The sequence below is a fragment of the Actinopolymorpha alba DSM 45243 genome, from assembly GCF_000373925.1.
GTDB classification, from domain to species: Bacteria; Actinomycetota; Actinomycetes; order Propionibacteriales; family Actinopolymorphaceae; genus Actinopolymorpha; species Actinopolymorpha alba.
The window spans coordinates 171,499-187,565 of the sequence record NZ_KB892757.1; the positions used below are offsets into that span (position 1 = coordinate 171,499).

The following is a 16,067-nucleotide window of genomic DNA, read 5'->3' on the forward strand; positions in this document are numbered from 1 at the left end:
CGTGAATTGATCTGGATGAAGCGTCAGGCCCGCTTGCGCCGGGTGCGCTTCTGAGCGGCGCGTTCGGCGCCGGCCGCCGCCTGCTTGGCGACCTCGGTCCGGACGCCGTCGTATGTCGCCCCGGTCTGGGCAAGCGTCTGTCCGGCCAGGGACTGCGGGTCACTCACCAGAGCGAGCAACTCGTGCTCGGTGCCGACCTCGGGGCTCTTCAACCGGAGCGCCTCGCGGGTCGCGACGTCCAATGCCTTCACCGCTGTACGCCCGAGGACCGGGCTCTTGGCCCGGCGGGGACCATCGGGAGGCAGCACAGCCTTGGCTGCCTTGCGAATGTCGGCAGCACGCTGACCAAGGCCCTTCACCACACCGATGGCACCGCCGGTGCGGTTGTCGAGAAGGACAAGCAAGAGGTGGATGTCTTCGACGCTCTCATGATGATGTTCGGCCGCGAGGTCGCGGGCCGCGGTCAGCGCAGCCGAAGCCCGCGCGGTGTAAGGGATCGCGGGCTTGTTGATGACCGCCTCGACATCCACTCCGTCCGCGGGCACGAACCGCTGCTGCGCGGCCTGGCGGGTGACGCCGAGGGCGCCGCCGATGTCGGTCCACGACGCACCTGACTGGCGGGACTGGTCGACAAAGTGCGCGACCACGTGCTGGGCAAGGGTTTCCAGGCGGGCTGCCACGTCGCGTGCCGCCGTCACCCGATCCAGCGGCGCACCCTCTGCCTGCGCCGATTCGATTGCGGCAATGATCTGGTCCAGGTCCAAGTCGTTGTCAGCCATAGGCACAGACTTGTTTGGCGATGCCACGTTGTCAAGCGGACGTTGACGTGATTGTGAAGAGTTTTCAACGCCAGGATGGCTTGAGGTCGACGTCGTCCGCCAGGACGTAGGCGATCCGGTGGCCAAACTGTATCTGGTAGTACGTCAGCGCTCCGCGGATCACCCGATGGTTGCTGGGATCCAACGTCACGGCCCGGTAGTACTCCGCGTCAGCCTTCATGCCGACGACGTACTCCTGGCCAGCCGGCAGGGTGTACTGCAGGGGCACCAATGCCTGTGGGGGTACGTCTTCGGGATAGGCCGCGGCCTCCGGATAGGCGCGACCGTACACCTGGATGGAATCCCTGCCTGGCTTGGGAGTCGCGACGACAGTGGTGGCCCACAGCGCGGTCGGCGCCCTTCGTGGGTTGAAGAACCACCCCTTCTGGCCGAGATACCACACCGCGGTCCAGTCACCTCGTACCTCGGCAACAGCGTACTGCTGGCCGGTGGAGACCCGGCTCCCGATGTCGGCGACGTCCATCGTGCTCGTGCCGTCAGGAGGATTGCTGCCGACGTCGCGCAGCAGTGGCGCGCCGGCGCGGGGCTCGGTGCGGAGCATGAGCGCCGAGGAACCCCACTCACCGCACGGGGGCCGGGTGCCTTCACCAGGAGGGCCGGGATTGCCTTCACAGTTGGTGAATCCCGGGTTGTTGCGCGCGAACGCCGGTCGGATCGTCACCGCACCACTGACGGGAGTGCCGGTCCGCTCGAAGGGCTTGCCCAGGAGTTCGAAGTAGTGCGCCCAGTCCCAGTACGGGCCGGGATCCCAGTGCATGTCCTCGACGAGTCCTGGGGTGGGTGCCTGCACGTTGTCGTGGCCGAGGATGTGCTGGCGGTCCAGCGGGATGGCGTACTTGCCGGCGAGATAGCGGACCAGCTTGGCCGACGAGCGGTACATCGCCTCGGTGTACCACGTCCCCCTGGCCGCATAACCTTCGTGCTCGAGGCCGATCGACTTGGCGTTGACGTACCAGTTGCCGGCCTGCCAGGCCACGTCCTTCGCCTTCACGTGTTGGGCGACGTGGCCGTCGCTGGCTCGGAGGGTGTACTGCCAGCTGACATAGGTGGGATCCTGGACGGACGCGATGGTGCCCGCGTAGCTGCCTTCGGTGTCATGGATGATGATGTAGCGGATCCGCTGGCTCGTGGGCCGGTTGGCGAGGTCATGGTTACCGTAGTCGCCGTTGCCGAGGTCCTGGTAGGGCGCGGGAATCCATTCACACCCGAGGCGTTCGGGGCATTCGACGTCGCCCGCACTGGCTTCGGTCAAGCCAAGCTTGGCAAGGCCGGCGCGTTCGATCCGGCGAGTGCCGGCGGGCAGGGAGACGACGTGCCCTTCGCTGGTGGTCCGGCGTAGGCCATCCCGCATGATGGAGTACGCCTCGTCGGCGAAGGCCTGTGCGGTCGCCCGGTCGGGCGCGCCGCTGTAGCGGGCCACCGCGGCGTACCACGCCGCACCGTCCGTGACGCTGGTACGCAGCACCTGCCGGTGATAGTCGGCGAGAATGGCCGCGCCGCCGCGGATGTTGGCCACCGCGTCGGTGCGCAAGGTGGCCTTGTCAATCCCGGTCAGCTTCGCGGCGAGATCGATGGTCTGCAGGTTGGGCATGCGACGCGGCATCATGAGAGCGCCGGGACGGGACGGATCGCCGCGGAGCTCACTGGCGTTCGTTGGCGCATTGGGGTTCGTGGTGGTTCCGGTGTTCTTGTTCGTTCCAGCGTTCGCGGCGGCCACGTCGGTGAGATGCATCGGACCGTAGCCGCCAGCCCGCGATGGCTGGCCGGCATGGGATTCCCAGCGCGACTCCAGATAAGAGACCGCCAGGAGAATGTCCCGCGGAACGGCGTACTCCCGCGCGGCCTGCACGTAGGCCTGCTGCCGTGTCGACGCCTGAGACGTCTGACTCGGCAGTGGCGGTGGGGATGGTGCGGCGTTCGCCCCGGAGACTGGTGGGAGTACGCCGGACGCGACGGCGAGGGCGGCGCCCACGATGAGACCGCGCCGGAGCATGCGCACGTGGGAAGGTCTTTGTGGCATGGCCGGCCTCCTCGCGGCGGGTTCGGCTGGACGCGACAAGGGTGATCCCCAATTCAGGGCTCGTCAATAGCTTGCGTTCCGGCACGTTCACGCGAATGTAAACTCCCGCGCCGGGTGGGTGGTCGACGCGGCATGATGCGTGGAATGGCCTACAGACTGATCGACGGTGATCCCGATCCCGCGGACGTACGTCACCTGACCTTCGTTCCCTTTCGCGCTGATGGGTCCTGCGTCGCGGTGCCCACCGAGAGCGGCAAGCTCACGTTGCCGGCTGGTGTGGTGGAGCCCGGCGAGCACTATCTGATCGATTCGAGCCTTCGGATCCCCCTGATGACCGCTGGCTTCCGCTTCCAGCGGGTCACGCCGTTCGCGGTGGATGGCAAGGCGGGGGACCTGCACGTGTACGCCTGGATCGAAGGTGATCGGTATCGCGGCGCGCGCCCACATCGCGCGGTCGAGCTTCGCACGATGATGGCCGACGAGCTCGGTGGTTGGTTCGCCGCTGCCGGGGACACCTTCACCGCCCGCGTGGTCACCGATGCCGCGCGGTCCTACGGCACCGAGGACGACGAGCGTTACTACGCCAACAACCTCCGCCTGCTCGAACCCGCGTACCTGCGGGGCTCCACTGCCCAGGAAGGATCCGGCTTCGGCGGCGGCCCGCAACGGTGGCGGGAGGAGCGCGAGTCAATCGTCGACGGCATCCACAAGGACGGCACCTTTCTCGACCTCGGCTGTGCCATCGGTCTCCTGATGGAGTCGGTACGCCAGTGGGCGGGGGAGCGGGGTCTCTTGATCGAGCCGTACGGCGTCGACATCGGCGCCGGCCTGGTCGACCTGGCCCGCCGGCGCCTGCCGCAGTGGGCCGACCGCATCGAGGTCGGTAACGCGATTGACTACGTGCCCAGTGACGGGCGGCGGTTCACGTTCGTCCACGCGCTGGTGGACTGCGTGCCGGAGCGGCGGCGACGCGATCTGATCCGGCACGCGATCGAGCACCTTGTGGAGCCAGGCGGGCGGCTGCTCGTAAGCCACTACGGCGGCACCCCGGGCAGGGAGTACCTCCAGCGATCCGGCCTGGCGATGGCGGGGGAGTCCCACCGCACTGCCTGGACTGACGTCCCGGCGCCAGCCGGAGCCGGGCACTGAGGCGCGCTCCGCCGCTCCTTATTGGTCTGGTTTCTCGGCCGTAAGGCGGACCATCGTCCCACACCGCTGGCGTCCTATGGTTCCTGCTGGCGGCGCCTACCGGGCCGTCCTGGCAGAGTGAGGAGAACCATGAAGTACCGCTTTCTGGGCAGGACTGGACTCAAGGTCAGCGAACTGTGCCTTGGTGCCATGACGTTCGGCGGACAGACCGACGAGGAGACCAGCCACCAGATGCTGGACCGCTTCGTCGAAGCCGGCGGCACCTTCATCGACACCGCCGACGTCTACAGCCAGGGCATCTCCGAGGAGGTTCTCGGCCGCTGGCTGAAGACCCGCAACCGCGACGACCTCGTCATCGCCACGAAGGCATACGGCGGGATGGGCCCCGGCCCGAACGACAGCGGGAACGGCCGCAAGCACGTCTTGACAGCGGTGGAGGCGAGCCTGCGCCGGCTCGGCACCGACTACATCGACCTCTACCAGATGCACGTCTTCGACGACGGAACGCCGCTGGAAGAAACCCTGTCGACGCTCGACACGCTCGTCAGGAGCGGCAAGGTCCGTTACATCGGGGCGAGCAACTATTCGGGATGGCAACTGCAGAAGGCCGTTGACCTGTCCCGTCAGCACGGGTTGGAGGCGTACGTCTGCCTGCAGCCCCTCTACAACCTGCTCGACCGCGAGGCCGAGTGGGAGCTGATCCCGATCTGCCAGAACGAAGGGCTCGGGCTCATCTTGTGGAGTCCGCTCCGTGGCGGCTGGCTGTCAGGTAAGTACCAACGGGGCATGACCGGCCCGATCCCGGGCACCCGGATCGACGACGCGACCCGCGAGGACCTGGGCGAGGCGTGGTACGCGTACGACAACGAGCGGACCTGGCAGGTCATCGACACCCTCACGGCGGTGGCGAAGGAACTCGGCAGGTCACCCGCACAGGTGGCCCTGCGTTGGTTGCTGCAGCGTCCCGGCGTGACTGCGCCGATCGTGGGAGCGCGTTCGATGGCGCACTTCGAGGACAACCTCGGCGCCGCTGGCTGGACGCTGGGCGAGGAGGAGATGGCGCGTCTCACCGAGGTGAGCGACCGGCGCCTGCCGTACCCCTACGACCTCGGGGTCCGCTTCCGCCGTCGCCCCGCCGTGTGACGTCATCGCTCCGACCGGGCTCGGCGGTCGCGCGCTTTGGGGGGCCGAGCCCGGCCGTGAGGCACGAGGAAGAGTTCGTCCTCGTCGTCGTCGATCTGCGCCGCCAGAACCGCTCCGTCGTAGGGCAAGCCGTACAACACCGCGGAGTCGCGCTGGTTGAAGTACTCCTCGCTTTCCTCGTCCTCCTCAGGGTCGTCCTCGTCGTCATCCCACTCGTCCCCGGCGTTCTCGTCGTCCTCCTCGTCCGGGTTCACGGCATCGAGGGAAACGCGAAGTAACGCGGGCTCAGCGCGATCCGCGGACGGAAAGACGAGTACGTCGCCGTCGTCGCTGGGACAGATCCACACCCGCAGAGCCGGGACAGATCCCCGAACAAACGCGGCAAGCTGTCGTCGCCACGCGACCTCGTCGCCGATCAGCGTGAAGCCCAGCAGCGCCAGGCCCGTACTCAGAGCTCCCCAGCCCGACGCGTCGTAGGGTTCGGCGGCCAACCGCGCCCACGTTTCATCGACCAGCACCGTCGTCGTCGAGCCGACCGGGTAACCCGTGGCGTCCCAGGCCTCGAGGTCACGTCCGTCAGGTCCCGGTTGCGGCCACCGGACCCGGACCACGAACCCGTCGTCCTTATGGGCCACCACAGTGGCCGTCACCGGCCGAGCACGGCGTGCGTGGTCCGCATCGGACTGGTGCTGCTGAACGGCATACGCCAGGACCGCGAGCGACGCCAGCACCGCCGCGCATCCAGCGACCAGCCGAAGGGGCCACCTCGCCCGGGGCGGAAGGGGTTTCGGTAGTGCCGGCACCGCGGTGGCGACCGTGGCCGCGGCCTCCAGCTGGCGGCGTCGCCCGACGTGACGGACGAACAACGTGCCCAGCGTCCACACCGCCGCGAGCGGGACGAGGGCGAGGACCCAGCGCGCGGAGTTGCCCACGAACTCGTCCGGCCAGAGCACGGCACTCACCAGGATGAGCGGTGTCGTCACCCACGTCATGGCGGGCAGCCAGCCGACCCAGGCGATGTGCGCGAACGCCAGCGCAAAGATGAGCGACTCGACGAGCACGTCAGCCCCCGGTCTGGGGCACGGTGCGGCGTCACTGCAGGGAGGGGTGACGTCGGTCGCGACGAGGAGCACCAGGATCAGTGCCCAGCCAACCGCGGAGAATCTCGGGTCGGCCCAACGGGGCGGTCGGGCCCGCCGCCAGGTCGACGCCGCCGCGGGCGACCAGCCGGGGATCAGCATGCGGGGATCAGCATGCGCGCCGGGCGATGCTGGGGTAGTCGAGGACGAGGCCGTCGCGGTCGAAGAGGATGTCGGCGCAGAAACCGTCGCTCTCGAACCGGACGACGCTCGACTCGTCCGTGCGGCTGAGCGGGCTGTAGCGCTGGGCGCTCGGCGTCACCGTGAGGTCGGGCACCGACACCCATGCCATCACCAGGTCGACCGGATCGCCTTTGTCCAGAAGCCCATGGCGGAGGACCGGCATGGTGTTGGTGAGGGGACAGAGTCCGAGGTCACAGTCAAGCGCGCCCTGCCAGAGCGCGGGGTCACCGCCTGGCGGAGGAGCGTCGAGGTGGCCCTCCTGGTCGGTGACGATGCGCCAGCTGCCGTCGCCGTCGCGGTGCAGCTCGAGCGAACGACGCCACCCGTGGCCGGAGGTGTGGACCCGCAACGACGAGGTGACGTAGAAGTCGCCGGTGGTGAGGATGTACTCCAGGCGGTAGGGCACCGGGTCAGCACCGATCGCCGACCCCGTGGCCGACAGGCGTCCCCGGGCCAGCTTGACCTCGACCAACTCGGCACCAGCGTCCTTGAGCCAGACCAGTGAGTGGTGTACATCGGCGATCATCGGCGGTTCCTTTCCGTCCTCAGCGACGAAGGTACGACGCCGCACCGACATAGTGCTGCGGTCGCGACCGTGATCGGCCGAGGCGGGAAAACTCGGACCGGTGGTGGTTGCTCAGATTTCTGTCGGGCGAGCTGTCGATTCGGCCGGATCCCGTTCGCCGTCCTGGATGAGGGCGTCACTCCCGGCGCCTGAGCAGCAGGTACGAAGCGAAGGAAACGACATGCGAAAGCTCATGGTCACGATGTTCATGTCCCTGGACGGCGTCGTGCAGGCGCCAGGCGGGCCCGACGAGGACCGCGAGGGCGGGTTCGAGCACGGCGGCTGGGCCGTACCCCACTTCGATCAGGAGCTCATCAAGGGGATGACCGAATTCACCAGCCGCGCCGGCGCGCTCCTGATCGGGCGCAGGACGTACGACATCTTCTCCACCACCTGGCCGCTGGCCGGCGAGGATGACCAGATGAACACCCTGCCGAAGTACGTCGCGTCGCGGACCCTCGACGCCGTCTCGTGGCAGAACTCCACGCTGCTCACCGGCGATGTCGTCGAGGCGGTCGAGAGGCTCAAGCAGGGCGAGGGCGGTGAGATCCAGGTCCACGGCAGCGGCAACCTGATCCAGACGCTCGTCAGGCATGACCTCGTTGACGAGTTCCACCTGCTGGTGTTCCCGGTGCTCATCGGCTCGGGCAAGCGGCTGTTCGGCGACGGCACCATCCCGTCCGGCCTCAAGCTGCTTGACTCAACGACCTCGGACCGGGGTGTCGTCGTCAGCAGATACGTCCGGGCAGGCGGGGTCGAGTACGGTGCGATGGGTCCAGAGACCGGCAACTGGTGATCGGGCGTACGGACCAGACAGGACAGGACAAGCCATGCCGCAGTACGCGATTCTGATCTACGAAAAGGAACTCCCCGGCGGCGTCGCCGACATCCCACCCGAGGTGATGGAGGCCAACCTGAGCGCCGGGGACAAGATCGCCGCGATGGGCGTGCGGATCGTCAGCGAGCCGGCACTGCAGCCCAGCGCCGCCACCCGCACGATCCACAAGAACGGCCTGGTGACCGACGGACCGTTCCTGGAGAGCAAGGAAGTGCTCGCGGGGTTCTTCGTGGTGGAGGCGTCCGACCTCGACCAGGCGATCGCCGTTGGCAAGTTGCTCCCGATCATGGACGGTGCCGTCGAGGTCCGTCCGTTGCTCGAGGTCTGACCAGGCGACGCGAGGAAGCGATCAGGAACCTGACCTCCGTCGAGCAGGCGGTCGCGGACGCGCATCGTCGTGAGTGGGCCTCGGTGCTCGCCGCGACGGTGCGTGTCACCCGCGACCTCGACCTCGCCGAGGAATGCGTTCAGGATGCGTACGTCGCCGCGCTCCACGACTGGCGAGAGCGCGGCGTACCATCCAGGCCAGGTGCCTGGCTGACCACCGCCGCCCGGCACAACGCACTCGATGCCCTCCGTCGGGCCAGGACCCTGCGGTCGAAGCTGCACCTGCTGGTCGAGCCCGACGAGGTCGAGCCGACAGAACCCATGACCGTCGGAGAGGGGGACCTCGTCGTTCCCGATGACCGGCTTCGGCTGGTGTTCCTGTGTTGCCATCCCGCGCTGGCGATCCAGGCTCAGGTCGCGCTCACGCTGCGGCTGGTCTGCGGGGTGACGACCCGCGACATCGCGACCGCGTTCCTGGTGTCCGAGCCGACCATGGCGGCCCGGATCACCCGGGCGAAGAAGAAGATCACCGCGGCGCGGATTCCGTTCCGGATGCCCGTGCGGAGCGAGTTGCCGGACAGGTTGGACGCCGCCCTCACCGCGATCCACCTGCTCTTCACCACCGGTCACCTCGCGCCGGCCGGGCCTGAGCTGACCAGGAACGACCTCACCGAGCGCGCGCTGGACCTGGCCCGCCTGCTTCGCACGCTGTTGCCGGAGGAGCGCGAGGTGAGTGGGCTCCTCGCGCTGCTGCTGGCCAACCACGCCCGCCGGGCAACGCGCACCGCCGCTGACGGGCAGCTGTTGCTGCTGGAGGAGCAGGACCGGTCGGCCTGGGACTCCGACGCGATCGCCGAGGCGCATGAGCGGGTCCTGGAGGCACTCGGCGGTGGGAGTCCGGGCCGGTTCGCCCTGCAGGCCGCGATCGCCGCGCTGCACGCGACGGCGCCGACGTACGACGACACCGACTGGGCACAGATCCTGGAGCTCTACGATCGGCTGGTGCGAACGTGGCCGTCACCGGTGGTCGCGCTCAACCGGGCTGTCGCGGTCGCGATGGTGCACGGGCCGGCAACCGGCCTGGCCGAGGTGGAGGCGCTCGAGCCGGACGAGCGACTTACCGGCTATCACTACCTGCCCGCGATCAAGGCCGACCTGCTACGCCGGCTGGGTCGCCCCGCTGACGCCGCCGTGGAGTACGAACGCGCGCTCACCCTGGCCGACAACGCAGCCGAACGCGCCTTCCTCACCAGCCGCCTCGCGGACCTCGACCTCTCGAATCAGGCGCGGCGATAGCCCACCGCGTCAAGGATGAACGCGTGCACCTGGGCCTCGTCCCGCCAGGCGTCGTAGCGACCTGAGGGCCCGCCGTGGCCGGCACCAAGCTCGGTCTTGAGCAGGACGGGTCCACCGCCGGTCATCCGGTCGCGCAGGCGGGCCACCCACTTCGCCGGCTCCCAGTAGCTCACCCGAGGATCGTTGAGCCCGGCCGTCGCGTAGATGGCGGGATAGTCGGCCTTGGCTACGTTGTCGTACGGCGCGTACGACTTCATGACGGCATAGACCTCAGGGTCCTCCACGGGGTTGCCCCATTCGTCCCACTCCCGGACCGTCAACGGGAGCGACGGGTCGAGGATCGTGGTGAGCGCGTCGACGAACGGCACCTCCGCCACCGCCGCCGCGGCGAGATCGGGGCGAAGGTTGAGCACGGCGCCGATCAGGAGTCCGCCGGCCGAGCCGCCGCGAATCGCCAGCCCCGACCGGGTCGTCCAGCCGGTTTGGACCAGGTGGTCGGCGCAGGCGACGAAGTCGGTGAACGTGTTGGGTTTCGTGAGCTTCTTGCCGTTGTCGTACCACGACCGACCGAGCTCACCGCCGCCCCGGATGTGCGCGATGGCGAACGCGACCCCTCGATCCAGCAGGGACAGCCGCAGGGTGGAGAACCACGGGTCGAGCGAGTGCTCATAGGAGCCGTAGCCGTAGAGCAGGACCGGCCCACCGGCGGGCCGGTCGTCGCGCCACACCAGGGAGACCGGCACCTTGGTGCCGTCCGGCGCGGTCGCCCACTCCCGAGCCGACTGGTAGCGGTCGAGGTCGACGTTGAGCACGGGTTGGCGCTTGCGGAGCTTACGGGTGTCCGTCTCGAGGTCGACGTCGATGACAGAGGTGGGCGTCGTCAGCGAGGTGTACTCGATGCGGAGGGTGCTCGTGTCGAACTCGCGGTTGACCCCCAGATCGACCGCGTAGATCGGCTCCTCGAAGGCCAGCCGGCGCCGCTCACCAGAGCCGATCTCGATCACGTCGAGTTCGGTGCGGCCCTCGGCGCGCAGCGACACGACCAGATGGCGCGTGAACGCGTCCACGGACACGATCCGCACACCTTCCTGGTGCGGGATGAGGCTCTCCCAGCGCTCGGGAGCGGCGTCGTCAACCGACGCTTGCGCGAGCCGGAAATCGGCGCCTTCGTCGTTCGTCACGAAGAGGAACCGGTCGCCGTGGTGTTCGAGGTGATACTCAACACCGGCCCGGCGCGGCACGATCACCCTCCAGTCGCCTTCGGGGTCGTCGGCGCGGAGGACGTGGACCTCGCTGGACTCGGTGGCGTGCAAGCCCAGGACGAGCCACTCGCGCGAGCGGGTACGGCCGATGCCGAGGAAGAACGCTTCGTCGTCCTCGGTGAACACGCAGACGTCCTCGCTCTGGGCGGTGCCGAGCCGGTGCCGCCAGAGTTTGTACGGGCGGTGGGCGAGGTCGAGCGTGGTGTAGAAGAGGTAGTCCTCGTCGGCCGACCAGACGGCGCCGTAGCCGGTGGGCGTGAGCACGTCGGGCAGGAGCTCACCCGTCTGGAGATCCTTGATCTGGAGGCGGAACTCCTCGCTGCCGTTGGTGTCGCTGGAGTAGGCCAGCAGCCGACCACTCGGTGAGACGGCGAAGGCGCCCAGGGCGAAGTATTCGGTGCCCTCCGCCGCCTGGTTGCAGTCGAGCAGCACCTGCTCCTCGCCACCACCCACCGGCTGACGGGCGAAGATCGGATACTGCAGCCCCTCCTCGGTGCGCGTGTAGTACTCCCACGCGCCGTCGCGCGCCGGCACGTCCTCGTCGGTCTCCTGGATCCGCGAGCGGTACTCCTGGAACAGCTCCTCGCGCAGGTCTGCCAGGTGCCCCAGCGCCTCCTCTGTGTGAGCGTTCTCGGCCTCCAGATGGGCACGGACGGCCGGATCCTCGCGATCACGCAGCCAGGCGTACTCGTCGATCCGCTCATCACCGTGGTGGCGGTGGACGAACGGGCGCTGCTCGGGACGGGGTGCACTCGACATGCCGCCGACCCTACCCCCGCGTACCCCCGGCGAAGCCCGGACGCCCGCGGCCGGCGCGTGCCGGCGTGGGAGCGTGCCACCGGCTGGTTATCCTGCCGGGCATGCGTGACCTCGCGACCCTGCCGAAAGCCCATCTCCACGTACACCTGGAGAGCACCGTCCGGCCGGAGACCCTCCGCGAGATCGCCGCCGCCAACGGTGTCGACCTACCGATGGATGACGGCGACACGCCGCCCACCTTCGCCGGCTTCCGCGCGTTCGCCGACCACAACGCACTCGTCCGCGCGTGCCTGCTCCGGCCGGAGGACTTCCGGCGGATCGCCCGGGAGTTCTGTGCGGACGAGGCGGCCCAGGGCACCCGCTACGCCGAGGTCACCTTCACCGCCGCCTCGCACGGGGATCGGTTGAAGCATCCAGAAATGCCCCTGGAAGCCGTCCTCGAAGGGCTGGCCGAGGGGCAGGCGGCGTACGACATCGAATGCCGGGTGATCCTCGACCACTCCCGGCGGCGTTCGGTGGATCGGGCCTGGCGCACCCTCGACCTGGCGAGGAGGTACGCCTCCCACGGTGTCGTCGCCATCGGGCTCGCGGGGGAGGAGACGTACCCGCTCGCGCCGTTCGCCGCCGTCATGGACGCCGCGAGTGACGCCGGTGTCCACCTCGTCCACCACGCCGGCGAGGCCTGCGGCCCCGAGAGCATCCGGGAAGCGATCACGACCGGGCGTACGCAGCGGCTCGGGCACGGTATCCGCGTCCTCGATGACGACGAGCTTGTCGCGGAGGTTCGCGACCGGGCGATCCCGCTGGAGGTTTGTCCGACCTCGAACGTCGGCCTCGGTTTCGCCTCCTCCTTCAGTGAGCACCCGTTGCCGCTGCTTCTCAAGGCGGGCCTGGTGGTCACCCTCAACACCGACATTCCGGCCATCGTCGGCACATCGCTGGCGGGGGAGTACGAACAGGTGCGGGACGCGTTCGGCTACGACGACCACCTGCTGGCCGACCTCGCGAGGGCGTCCTTCGACGCCTCCTTCGCGCCCGCGGAAACCAAGGCCCGGCTGCATGAGCAGGCAGATGCCTGGCTGGCCGCGGCGCCCGGCCATTGACACGCCCCTGTCGCATTCCTACCTTCGTCGATAGCGCGCCGGTAATCGGTTTCCGACTCCCGAGTGAGACCGGCCATCAGGGGAGGGATGAAGGGCGAGCAGGCGCGTTGCGCCCGATTTCGGCCGGCCAGATTTTGTAAGTCATAACGTCAGTTTGTCGTCAGTCCCGCGTTTCCTGCCCGTCATGTCGCGCCGATCTGCTGTCATCTGGGCGAACGAATTCTGGGGGTGGCTCGATGTCATTGTCGCCGAAACTGACCAACGCCGATGATGAGGTACGCCAGGCGGTGAGCGGAAGCCGACGGCGTTTCCTCACGTTCACCGGGGCAGCCGTCGCGGCGGCGTTCGGCACCAACCTTCCGGGTACGTCGAAGGCGCTGGCTGACGAGGCCAGCCTGCGATCGGATCCGTTCACGCTCGGCATCGCCTCCGGGGATCCGCTGCCGGACAGTGTGGTGTTGTGGACCCGCCTGGCGCCGCAGGTCTTCGATCCGGTGGGCGGCATGCCCGACAAACGGTTCGCGGTGAGCTGGCAGGTCGCCAAGGACGAGAGGTTCGCGAAGGTCGTACGCGAAGGCGCCGCGACCGCGCGGCCGGAATACCTCCACTCGGTGCATGTGGACGTCCGCGGGCTCGAGCCGGACCGGCAGTACTTCTATCGGTTCCGGGCTGGCCGTTATCTGAGTCCGGTCGGGCGTACCAGAACAGCGCCGCAGCCGTCCGCGTCCCGCTCCAGCCTGCGATTCGCCGTCGCCTCCTGCCAGGCCTATTCCGATGGCTATTACACGGCGCTCCGTCATCTGGCGGACGAGGACGTCGACGTGGTGTTCTTCCTCGGCGACTACATCTACGAGAACGCGGTGAATTCTGTCGGCGGAAACCGCAATGACACGTCGTTCGTCGTTCCCGACATCTTCCAGATCGCCCCGGACACCCTTGACCTCTACCGGCTGAGGTACTCGCTCTACAAGGCCGATCCCGATCTTCAGGCGGCGCACGCGGCGTTCCCGTGGGTCGTCACCTGGGACGACCACGAGGTCGAGGACAACTACGCCGACCGATTCTCCAGTGGCAACAAGCCGGTCGACGACTTCCTCGTACAGCGGGCCAACGCTTACCGCGCGTACTGGGAACACATGCCTCTCCGCCCGTTGCAGGAGCCGGCAGGCCCGGACGCGCGGCTCTATCGCGAGTTCCGTTTCGGTGACCTGCTCCAGGTGAACGTCCTCGACACCCGGCAGTACCGCTCGGATCAGGCCTGCGGCGACGGTGCGAAGGCCGGGTGTACGGCCGCGGGTGATCCGGCCCGCACCATCCTGGGCGAGGCGCAGCGGTCCTGGTTGCTCGACTCACTTGGTACGTCGACGGCGCGGTGGAACCTCCTTGCCCAGCAGGTGTTCATGGCGAGACGGGCGACCAGCCTGACCAATCCGCCGCTGCTGGCCATGGACGCCTGGGACGGCTACACGGCCGACCGGCAGCGGCTCTTCGACACGATCGTCGAACGCGATGTCAAAGGCCTCGTCGTCATCACCGGCGACACACACACCAACTACGCCTGCGACCTCAAGCAGAACTTCGACGACGAAGGATCACCGACGATCGGCGTCGAGATCATGGGTACGTCGATCAGCAGCGTGGGCAACGGCTCGGACACCACCGACTGGCTCGGCGTCGAGATGCAGGCGAACCCGCACTTCAAGTTCAACAACTTCCAGCGCGGCTATGTCCGCTGCGAGCTTGACCGAGACCACCTGCGCACCGACTTCCGCGTGGTGCCGTACGTCACCAGTCGCGGAGCGCCGATCTCCACCCGGGCGACCTATCTTTCTGTACGCGACAACCCCGGTTTCCAGGCCGCCGATCCCCGATAGTGCGGAGGTAACGATGGCCGTTTCCGCGCGATTCTTCGCGGCAATGACAGTGACGATGACGCTTTTCCTGTGGCTTCTGCCGGCTGGTACCGGCCAGCCCGCCTACGCCGCGCGCCCCGGTCCCACGGTGAGCGTGGCGACCGACCCCACACAACTCGGCATCCAGACCGGGCAGTGCAAGGGCGCGACGTTCGTCGTGAAGCTCACGAACACCGGGGACAAGGACCTCTACGCCGATGCCACACTGACCGCGCCGAGTGAACTCCAACTCCAGCGCACCGTCATCTCGACGTACCTTCCCGCCGGCTACACGCGCGACGTGGCCATTCCAGTGACGTCGCCGCTCGGCACACCCGAGGGCGTTTATCAGGTGACCATTGTCAGCGGCCGTAGCGAGGCCGTCCTGCCGGTGACGGTCACGCCCAGCGCACCCGACCCGAACGGCAACCTCGCCTTGTCGGTGTCGAAGGCCTCGGCTTCCTCCACGCACCAGCGGTTCCGCGTGTGCGGTGCCGTGGACGGCGACCGAGACTCCAACCACTGGTCCACCTCGACCGGCTGGAACGACGCGTCGTCCCGGGTGTGGCCCGACTGGTTCCAGTTGCAGTGGGACACCCCCCAGACGGTTGGCCGGGTCGATCTCTACACCTTGAACACCGCCCGCAACCCCGCATCGACCTATGGACTGAAGGACTGGGACGTCCAGGTCCTCTCTGGTGGTGAGTGGCAGACCGTGGCGTCAGTGCGCGGCAATACACAGGGCCTGGTGAGTACGACGTTCGCACCGGTCGCGACCACGGCGGTCCGGGTGGTGACGCTCGCTGGAAACGGCGCGAACGACTACTCCCGGATCATCGAGCTGGAGGCCTACGCATCCTGAGGTCGCCGAAGCGGTTGGCCGCCCGGTGGCGGCCAACCGCAGGTCAGGTCACGGCGGTTCGGAGGCCCAGGGCGATAAGAACGCAGCCGGTGATTCTCTGCAGGACCACCCGGAATCGCGGCGACCTGAGGGTGTCGGCGGCCCGTCCGATCACGACGGTCCAGAGCAGGAGCCAGACGGTGAGGAGCAGCACCAGTGCCGTGCCAAGCACCAGCATCTGGGTCATCACCGACTCCTGAGGGTCGATGAACTGCGGGACCAGCGTGAGGAAGATCGAGGCAGCCTTGGGATTGAGCACGTTGCCGAGGAGCGCCTGGACGTACGCCGAGTGGCCCTGCCACGGCAGGCTCCGGCGGCTGGCCGCATCCGTCGTCTCCGCCGGCGCGCCCGCCCGCGTGGCAGAGCGCCAGGACCAGATACCCAGGGCGATGAGATACACCGCCCCGCAGATCTTGACGACGGTGAAGAGTTGGCTGGACCGCATGACCAGGGCGGACAAGCCGACTCCGGCCAGCAGCGCATGGGCGTACAACCCTGTGCACGTGCCCAGGATCACCGGCACGCTCTGACGGCGGCCGGCGGTGCTGACCCGCTGAGTGAGCAGCGTGAAACTTGCCCCGGGCGTGGCGATCACCGGAAACACGGCGATGAGAAACCCCACGACAGCATGCGGGCGCATCCGTCTCCTTC

Annotated in this window: 14 protein-coding genes; 8 read left to right on the forward strand and 6 right to left on the reverse strand. The window is 68.1% G+C overall.

The window, feature by feature from the left end:
* Nucleotides 1–23: 23 nt before the first annotated feature.
* Nucleotides 24–779, reverse strand: coding sequence for a Clp protease N-terminal domain-containing protein (locus B141_RS41405; RefSeq protein WP_020576650.1), 756 nt, complete (start codon nt 777–779; stop codon nt 24–26).
* 64 nt (nt 780–843) lie between these two features.
* Nucleotides 844–2,859, reverse strand: coding sequence for an N-acetylmuramoyl-L-alanine amidase (locus tag B141_RS0118375; protein ID WP_237742726.1), 2,016 nt, complete (start codon nt 2,857–2,859; stop codon nt 844–846).
* 144 nt (nt 2,860–3,003) lie between these two features.
* On the opposite strand from B141_RS0118375, the gene B141_RS0118380 reads away from it, so the two are divergent.
* Both B141_RS0118380 and B141_RS0118385 read left to right on the forward strand, forming a co-directional pair.
* Nucleotides 3,004–4,008: a class I SAM-dependent methyltransferase gene (locus tag B141_RS0118380; RefSeq protein WP_020576652.1), complete on the forward strand. Its 1,005-nt coding sequence runs from the start codon at nt 3,004–3,006 to the stop codon at nt 4,006–4,008.
* A gap of 129 nt (nt 4,009–4,137) precedes the next feature.
* Complete coding sequence (locus B141_RS0118385; protein WP_020576653.1) at nt 4,138–5,151, forward strand: aldo/keto reductase; 1,014 nt, start codon at nt 4,138–4,140, stop codon at nt 5,149–5,151.
* A 2-nt stretch (nt 5,152–5,153) separates the two neighbouring features.
* On the opposite strand, the gene B141_RS0118390 is transcribed toward B141_RS0118385, so the two are convergent.
* On the reverse strand, nt 5,154–6,392 hold the full coding sequence (locus B141_RS0118390) for a hypothetical protein (RefSeq protein WP_020576654.1): 1,239 nt from the start codon (nt 6,390–6,392) through the stop codon (nt 5,154–5,156).
* Between the two features lie 7 nt (nt 6,393–6,399).
* The gene (locus tag B141_RS0118395; protein WP_040421728.1) at nt 6,400–6,999 is read right to left on the reverse strand and encodes a putative glycolipid-binding domain-containing protein; all 600 of its coding nucleotides are present in this window, start codon (nt 6,997–6,999) and stop codon (nt 6,400–6,402) included.
* Nucleotides 7,000–7,219: 220 nt separating this feature from the next.
* Here B141_RS0118395 and B141_RS0118400 point away from each other — a divergent pair, with 220 nt between their 5' ends.
* From B141_RS0118400 to B141_RS0118410, 3 genes are all read left to right on the forward strand, one after another.
* Nucleotides 7,220–7,834, forward strand: a complete 615-nt coding sequence (locus tag B141_RS0118400; protein WP_020576656.1) for a dihydrofolate reductase family protein — start codon at nt 7,220–7,222, stop codon at nt 7,832–7,834.
* Between the two features lie 34 nt (nt 7,835–7,868).
* The gene (locus tag B141_RS0118405; RefSeq protein WP_020576657.1) at nt 7,869–8,204 is read left to right on the forward strand and encodes a YciI family protein; all 336 of its coding nucleotides are present in this window, start codon (nt 7,869–7,871) and stop codon (nt 8,202–8,204) included.
* Nucleotides 8,205–8,287: 83 nt separating this feature from the next.
* Nucleotides 8,288–9,499: an RNA polymerase sigma factor gene (locus B141_RS0118410; protein WP_020576658.1), complete on the forward strand. Its 1,212-nt coding sequence runs from the start codon at nt 8,288–8,290 to the stop codon at nt 9,497–9,499.
* Here the strand turns inward: B141_RS0118410 and B141_RS0118415 are convergent.
* Nucleotides 9,484–11,520 carry a S9 family peptidase gene (locus B141_RS0118415; protein ID WP_020576659.1) on the reverse strand — a complete coding sequence of 679 codons (2,037 nt, stop codon included), beginning with the start codon at nt 11,518–11,520 and terminating at the stop codon, nt 9,484–9,486. The two genes, B141_RS0118410 and B141_RS0118415, sit on opposite strands and share 16 nt — an antisense overlap.
* A gap of 101 nt (nt 11,521–11,621) precedes the next feature.
* On the opposite strand from B141_RS0118415, the gene add reads away from it, so the two are divergent.
* The 3 genes from add (at nt 11,622) to B141_RS0118430 (ending at nt 15,377) form a co-directional block, all read left to right on the forward strand.
* A complete protein-coding gene (gene add / locus B141_RS0118420) occupies nt 11,622–12,623 on the forward strand; it encodes an adenosine deaminase (RefSeq protein ID WP_020576660.1) in 1,002 nt (333 codons plus the stop codon).
* Nucleotides 12,624–12,859: 236 nt separating this feature from the next.
* The gene (locus B141_RS0118425) at nt 12,860–14,497 is read left to right on the forward strand and encodes an alkaline phosphatase D family protein (protein WP_020576661.1); all 1,638 of its coding nucleotides are present in this window, start codon (nt 12,860–12,862) and stop codon (nt 14,495–14,497) included.
* A 13-nt stretch (nt 14,498–14,510) separates the two neighbouring features.
* Nucleotides 14,511–15,377 carry a discoidin domain-containing protein gene (locus tag B141_RS0118430; RefSeq protein WP_063828630.1) on the forward strand — a complete coding sequence of 289 codons (867 nt, stop codon included), beginning with the start codon at nt 14,511–14,513 and terminating at the stop codon, nt 15,375–15,377.
* 43 nt (nt 15,378–15,420) lie between these two features.
* On the opposite strand, the gene B141_RS0118435 is transcribed toward B141_RS0118430, so the two are convergent.
* Nucleotides 15,421–16,056 carry a LysE family translocator gene (locus B141_RS0118435; protein ID WP_020576663.1) on the reverse strand — a complete coding sequence of 212 codons (636 nt, stop codon included), beginning with the start codon at nt 16,054–16,056 and terminating at the stop codon, nt 15,421–15,423.
* Nucleotides 16,057–16,067 lie beyond the last annotated feature (11 nt).

Coding starts and splice junctions, on each gene's coding strand:
- B141_RS41405 (WP_020576650.1), bottom strand. CDS start 779: ATGGCTGACAACGACTTGGACCTGGACCAGATCATTGCCGCAATCGAA.
- B141_RS0118375 (WP_237742726.1), bottom strand. CDS start 2,859: ATGCCACAAAGACCTTCCCACGTGCGCATGCTCCGGCGCGGTCTCATC.
- B141_RS0118380 (WP_020576652.1), top strand. CDS start 3,004: ATGGCCTACAGACTGATCGACGGTGATCCCGATCCCGCGGACGTACGT.
- B141_RS0118385 (WP_020576653.1), top strand. CDS start 4,138: ATGAAGTACCGCTTTCTGGGCAGGACTGGACTCAAGGTCAGCGAACTG.
- B141_RS0118390 (WP_020576654.1), bottom strand. CDS start 6,392: ATGCTGATCCCCGGCTGGTCGCCCGCGGCGGCGTCGACCTGGCGGCGG.
- B141_RS0118395 (WP_040421728.1), bottom strand. CDS start 6,999: ATGATCGCCGATGTACACCACTCACTGGTCTGGCTCAAGGACGCTGGT.
- B141_RS0118400 (WP_020576656.1), top strand. CDS start 7,220: ATGCGAAAGCTCATGGTCACGATGTTCATGTCCCTGGACGGCGTCGTG.
- B141_RS0118405 (WP_020576657.1), top strand. CDS start 7,869: ATGCCGCAGTACGCGATTCTGATCTACGAAAAGGAACTCCCCGGCGGC.
- B141_RS0118415 (WP_020576659.1), bottom strand. CDS start 11,520: ATGTCGAGTGCACCCCGTCCCGAGCAGCGCCCGTTCGTCCACCGCCAC.
- add (WP_020576660.1), top strand. CDS start 11,622: ATGCGTGACCTCGCGACCCTGCCGAAAGCCCATCTCCACGTACACCTG.
- B141_RS0118425 (WP_020576661.1), top strand. CDS start 12,860: ATGTCATTGTCGCCGAAACTGACCAACGCCGATGATGAGGTACGCCAG.
- B141_RS0118430 (WP_063828630.1), top strand. CDS start 14,511: ATGGCCGTTTCCGCGCGATTCTTCGCGGCAATGACAGTGACGATGACG.
- B141_RS0118435 (WP_020576663.1), bottom strand. CDS start 16,056: ATGCGCCCGCATGCTGTCGTGGGGTTTCTCATCGCCGTGTTTCCGGTG.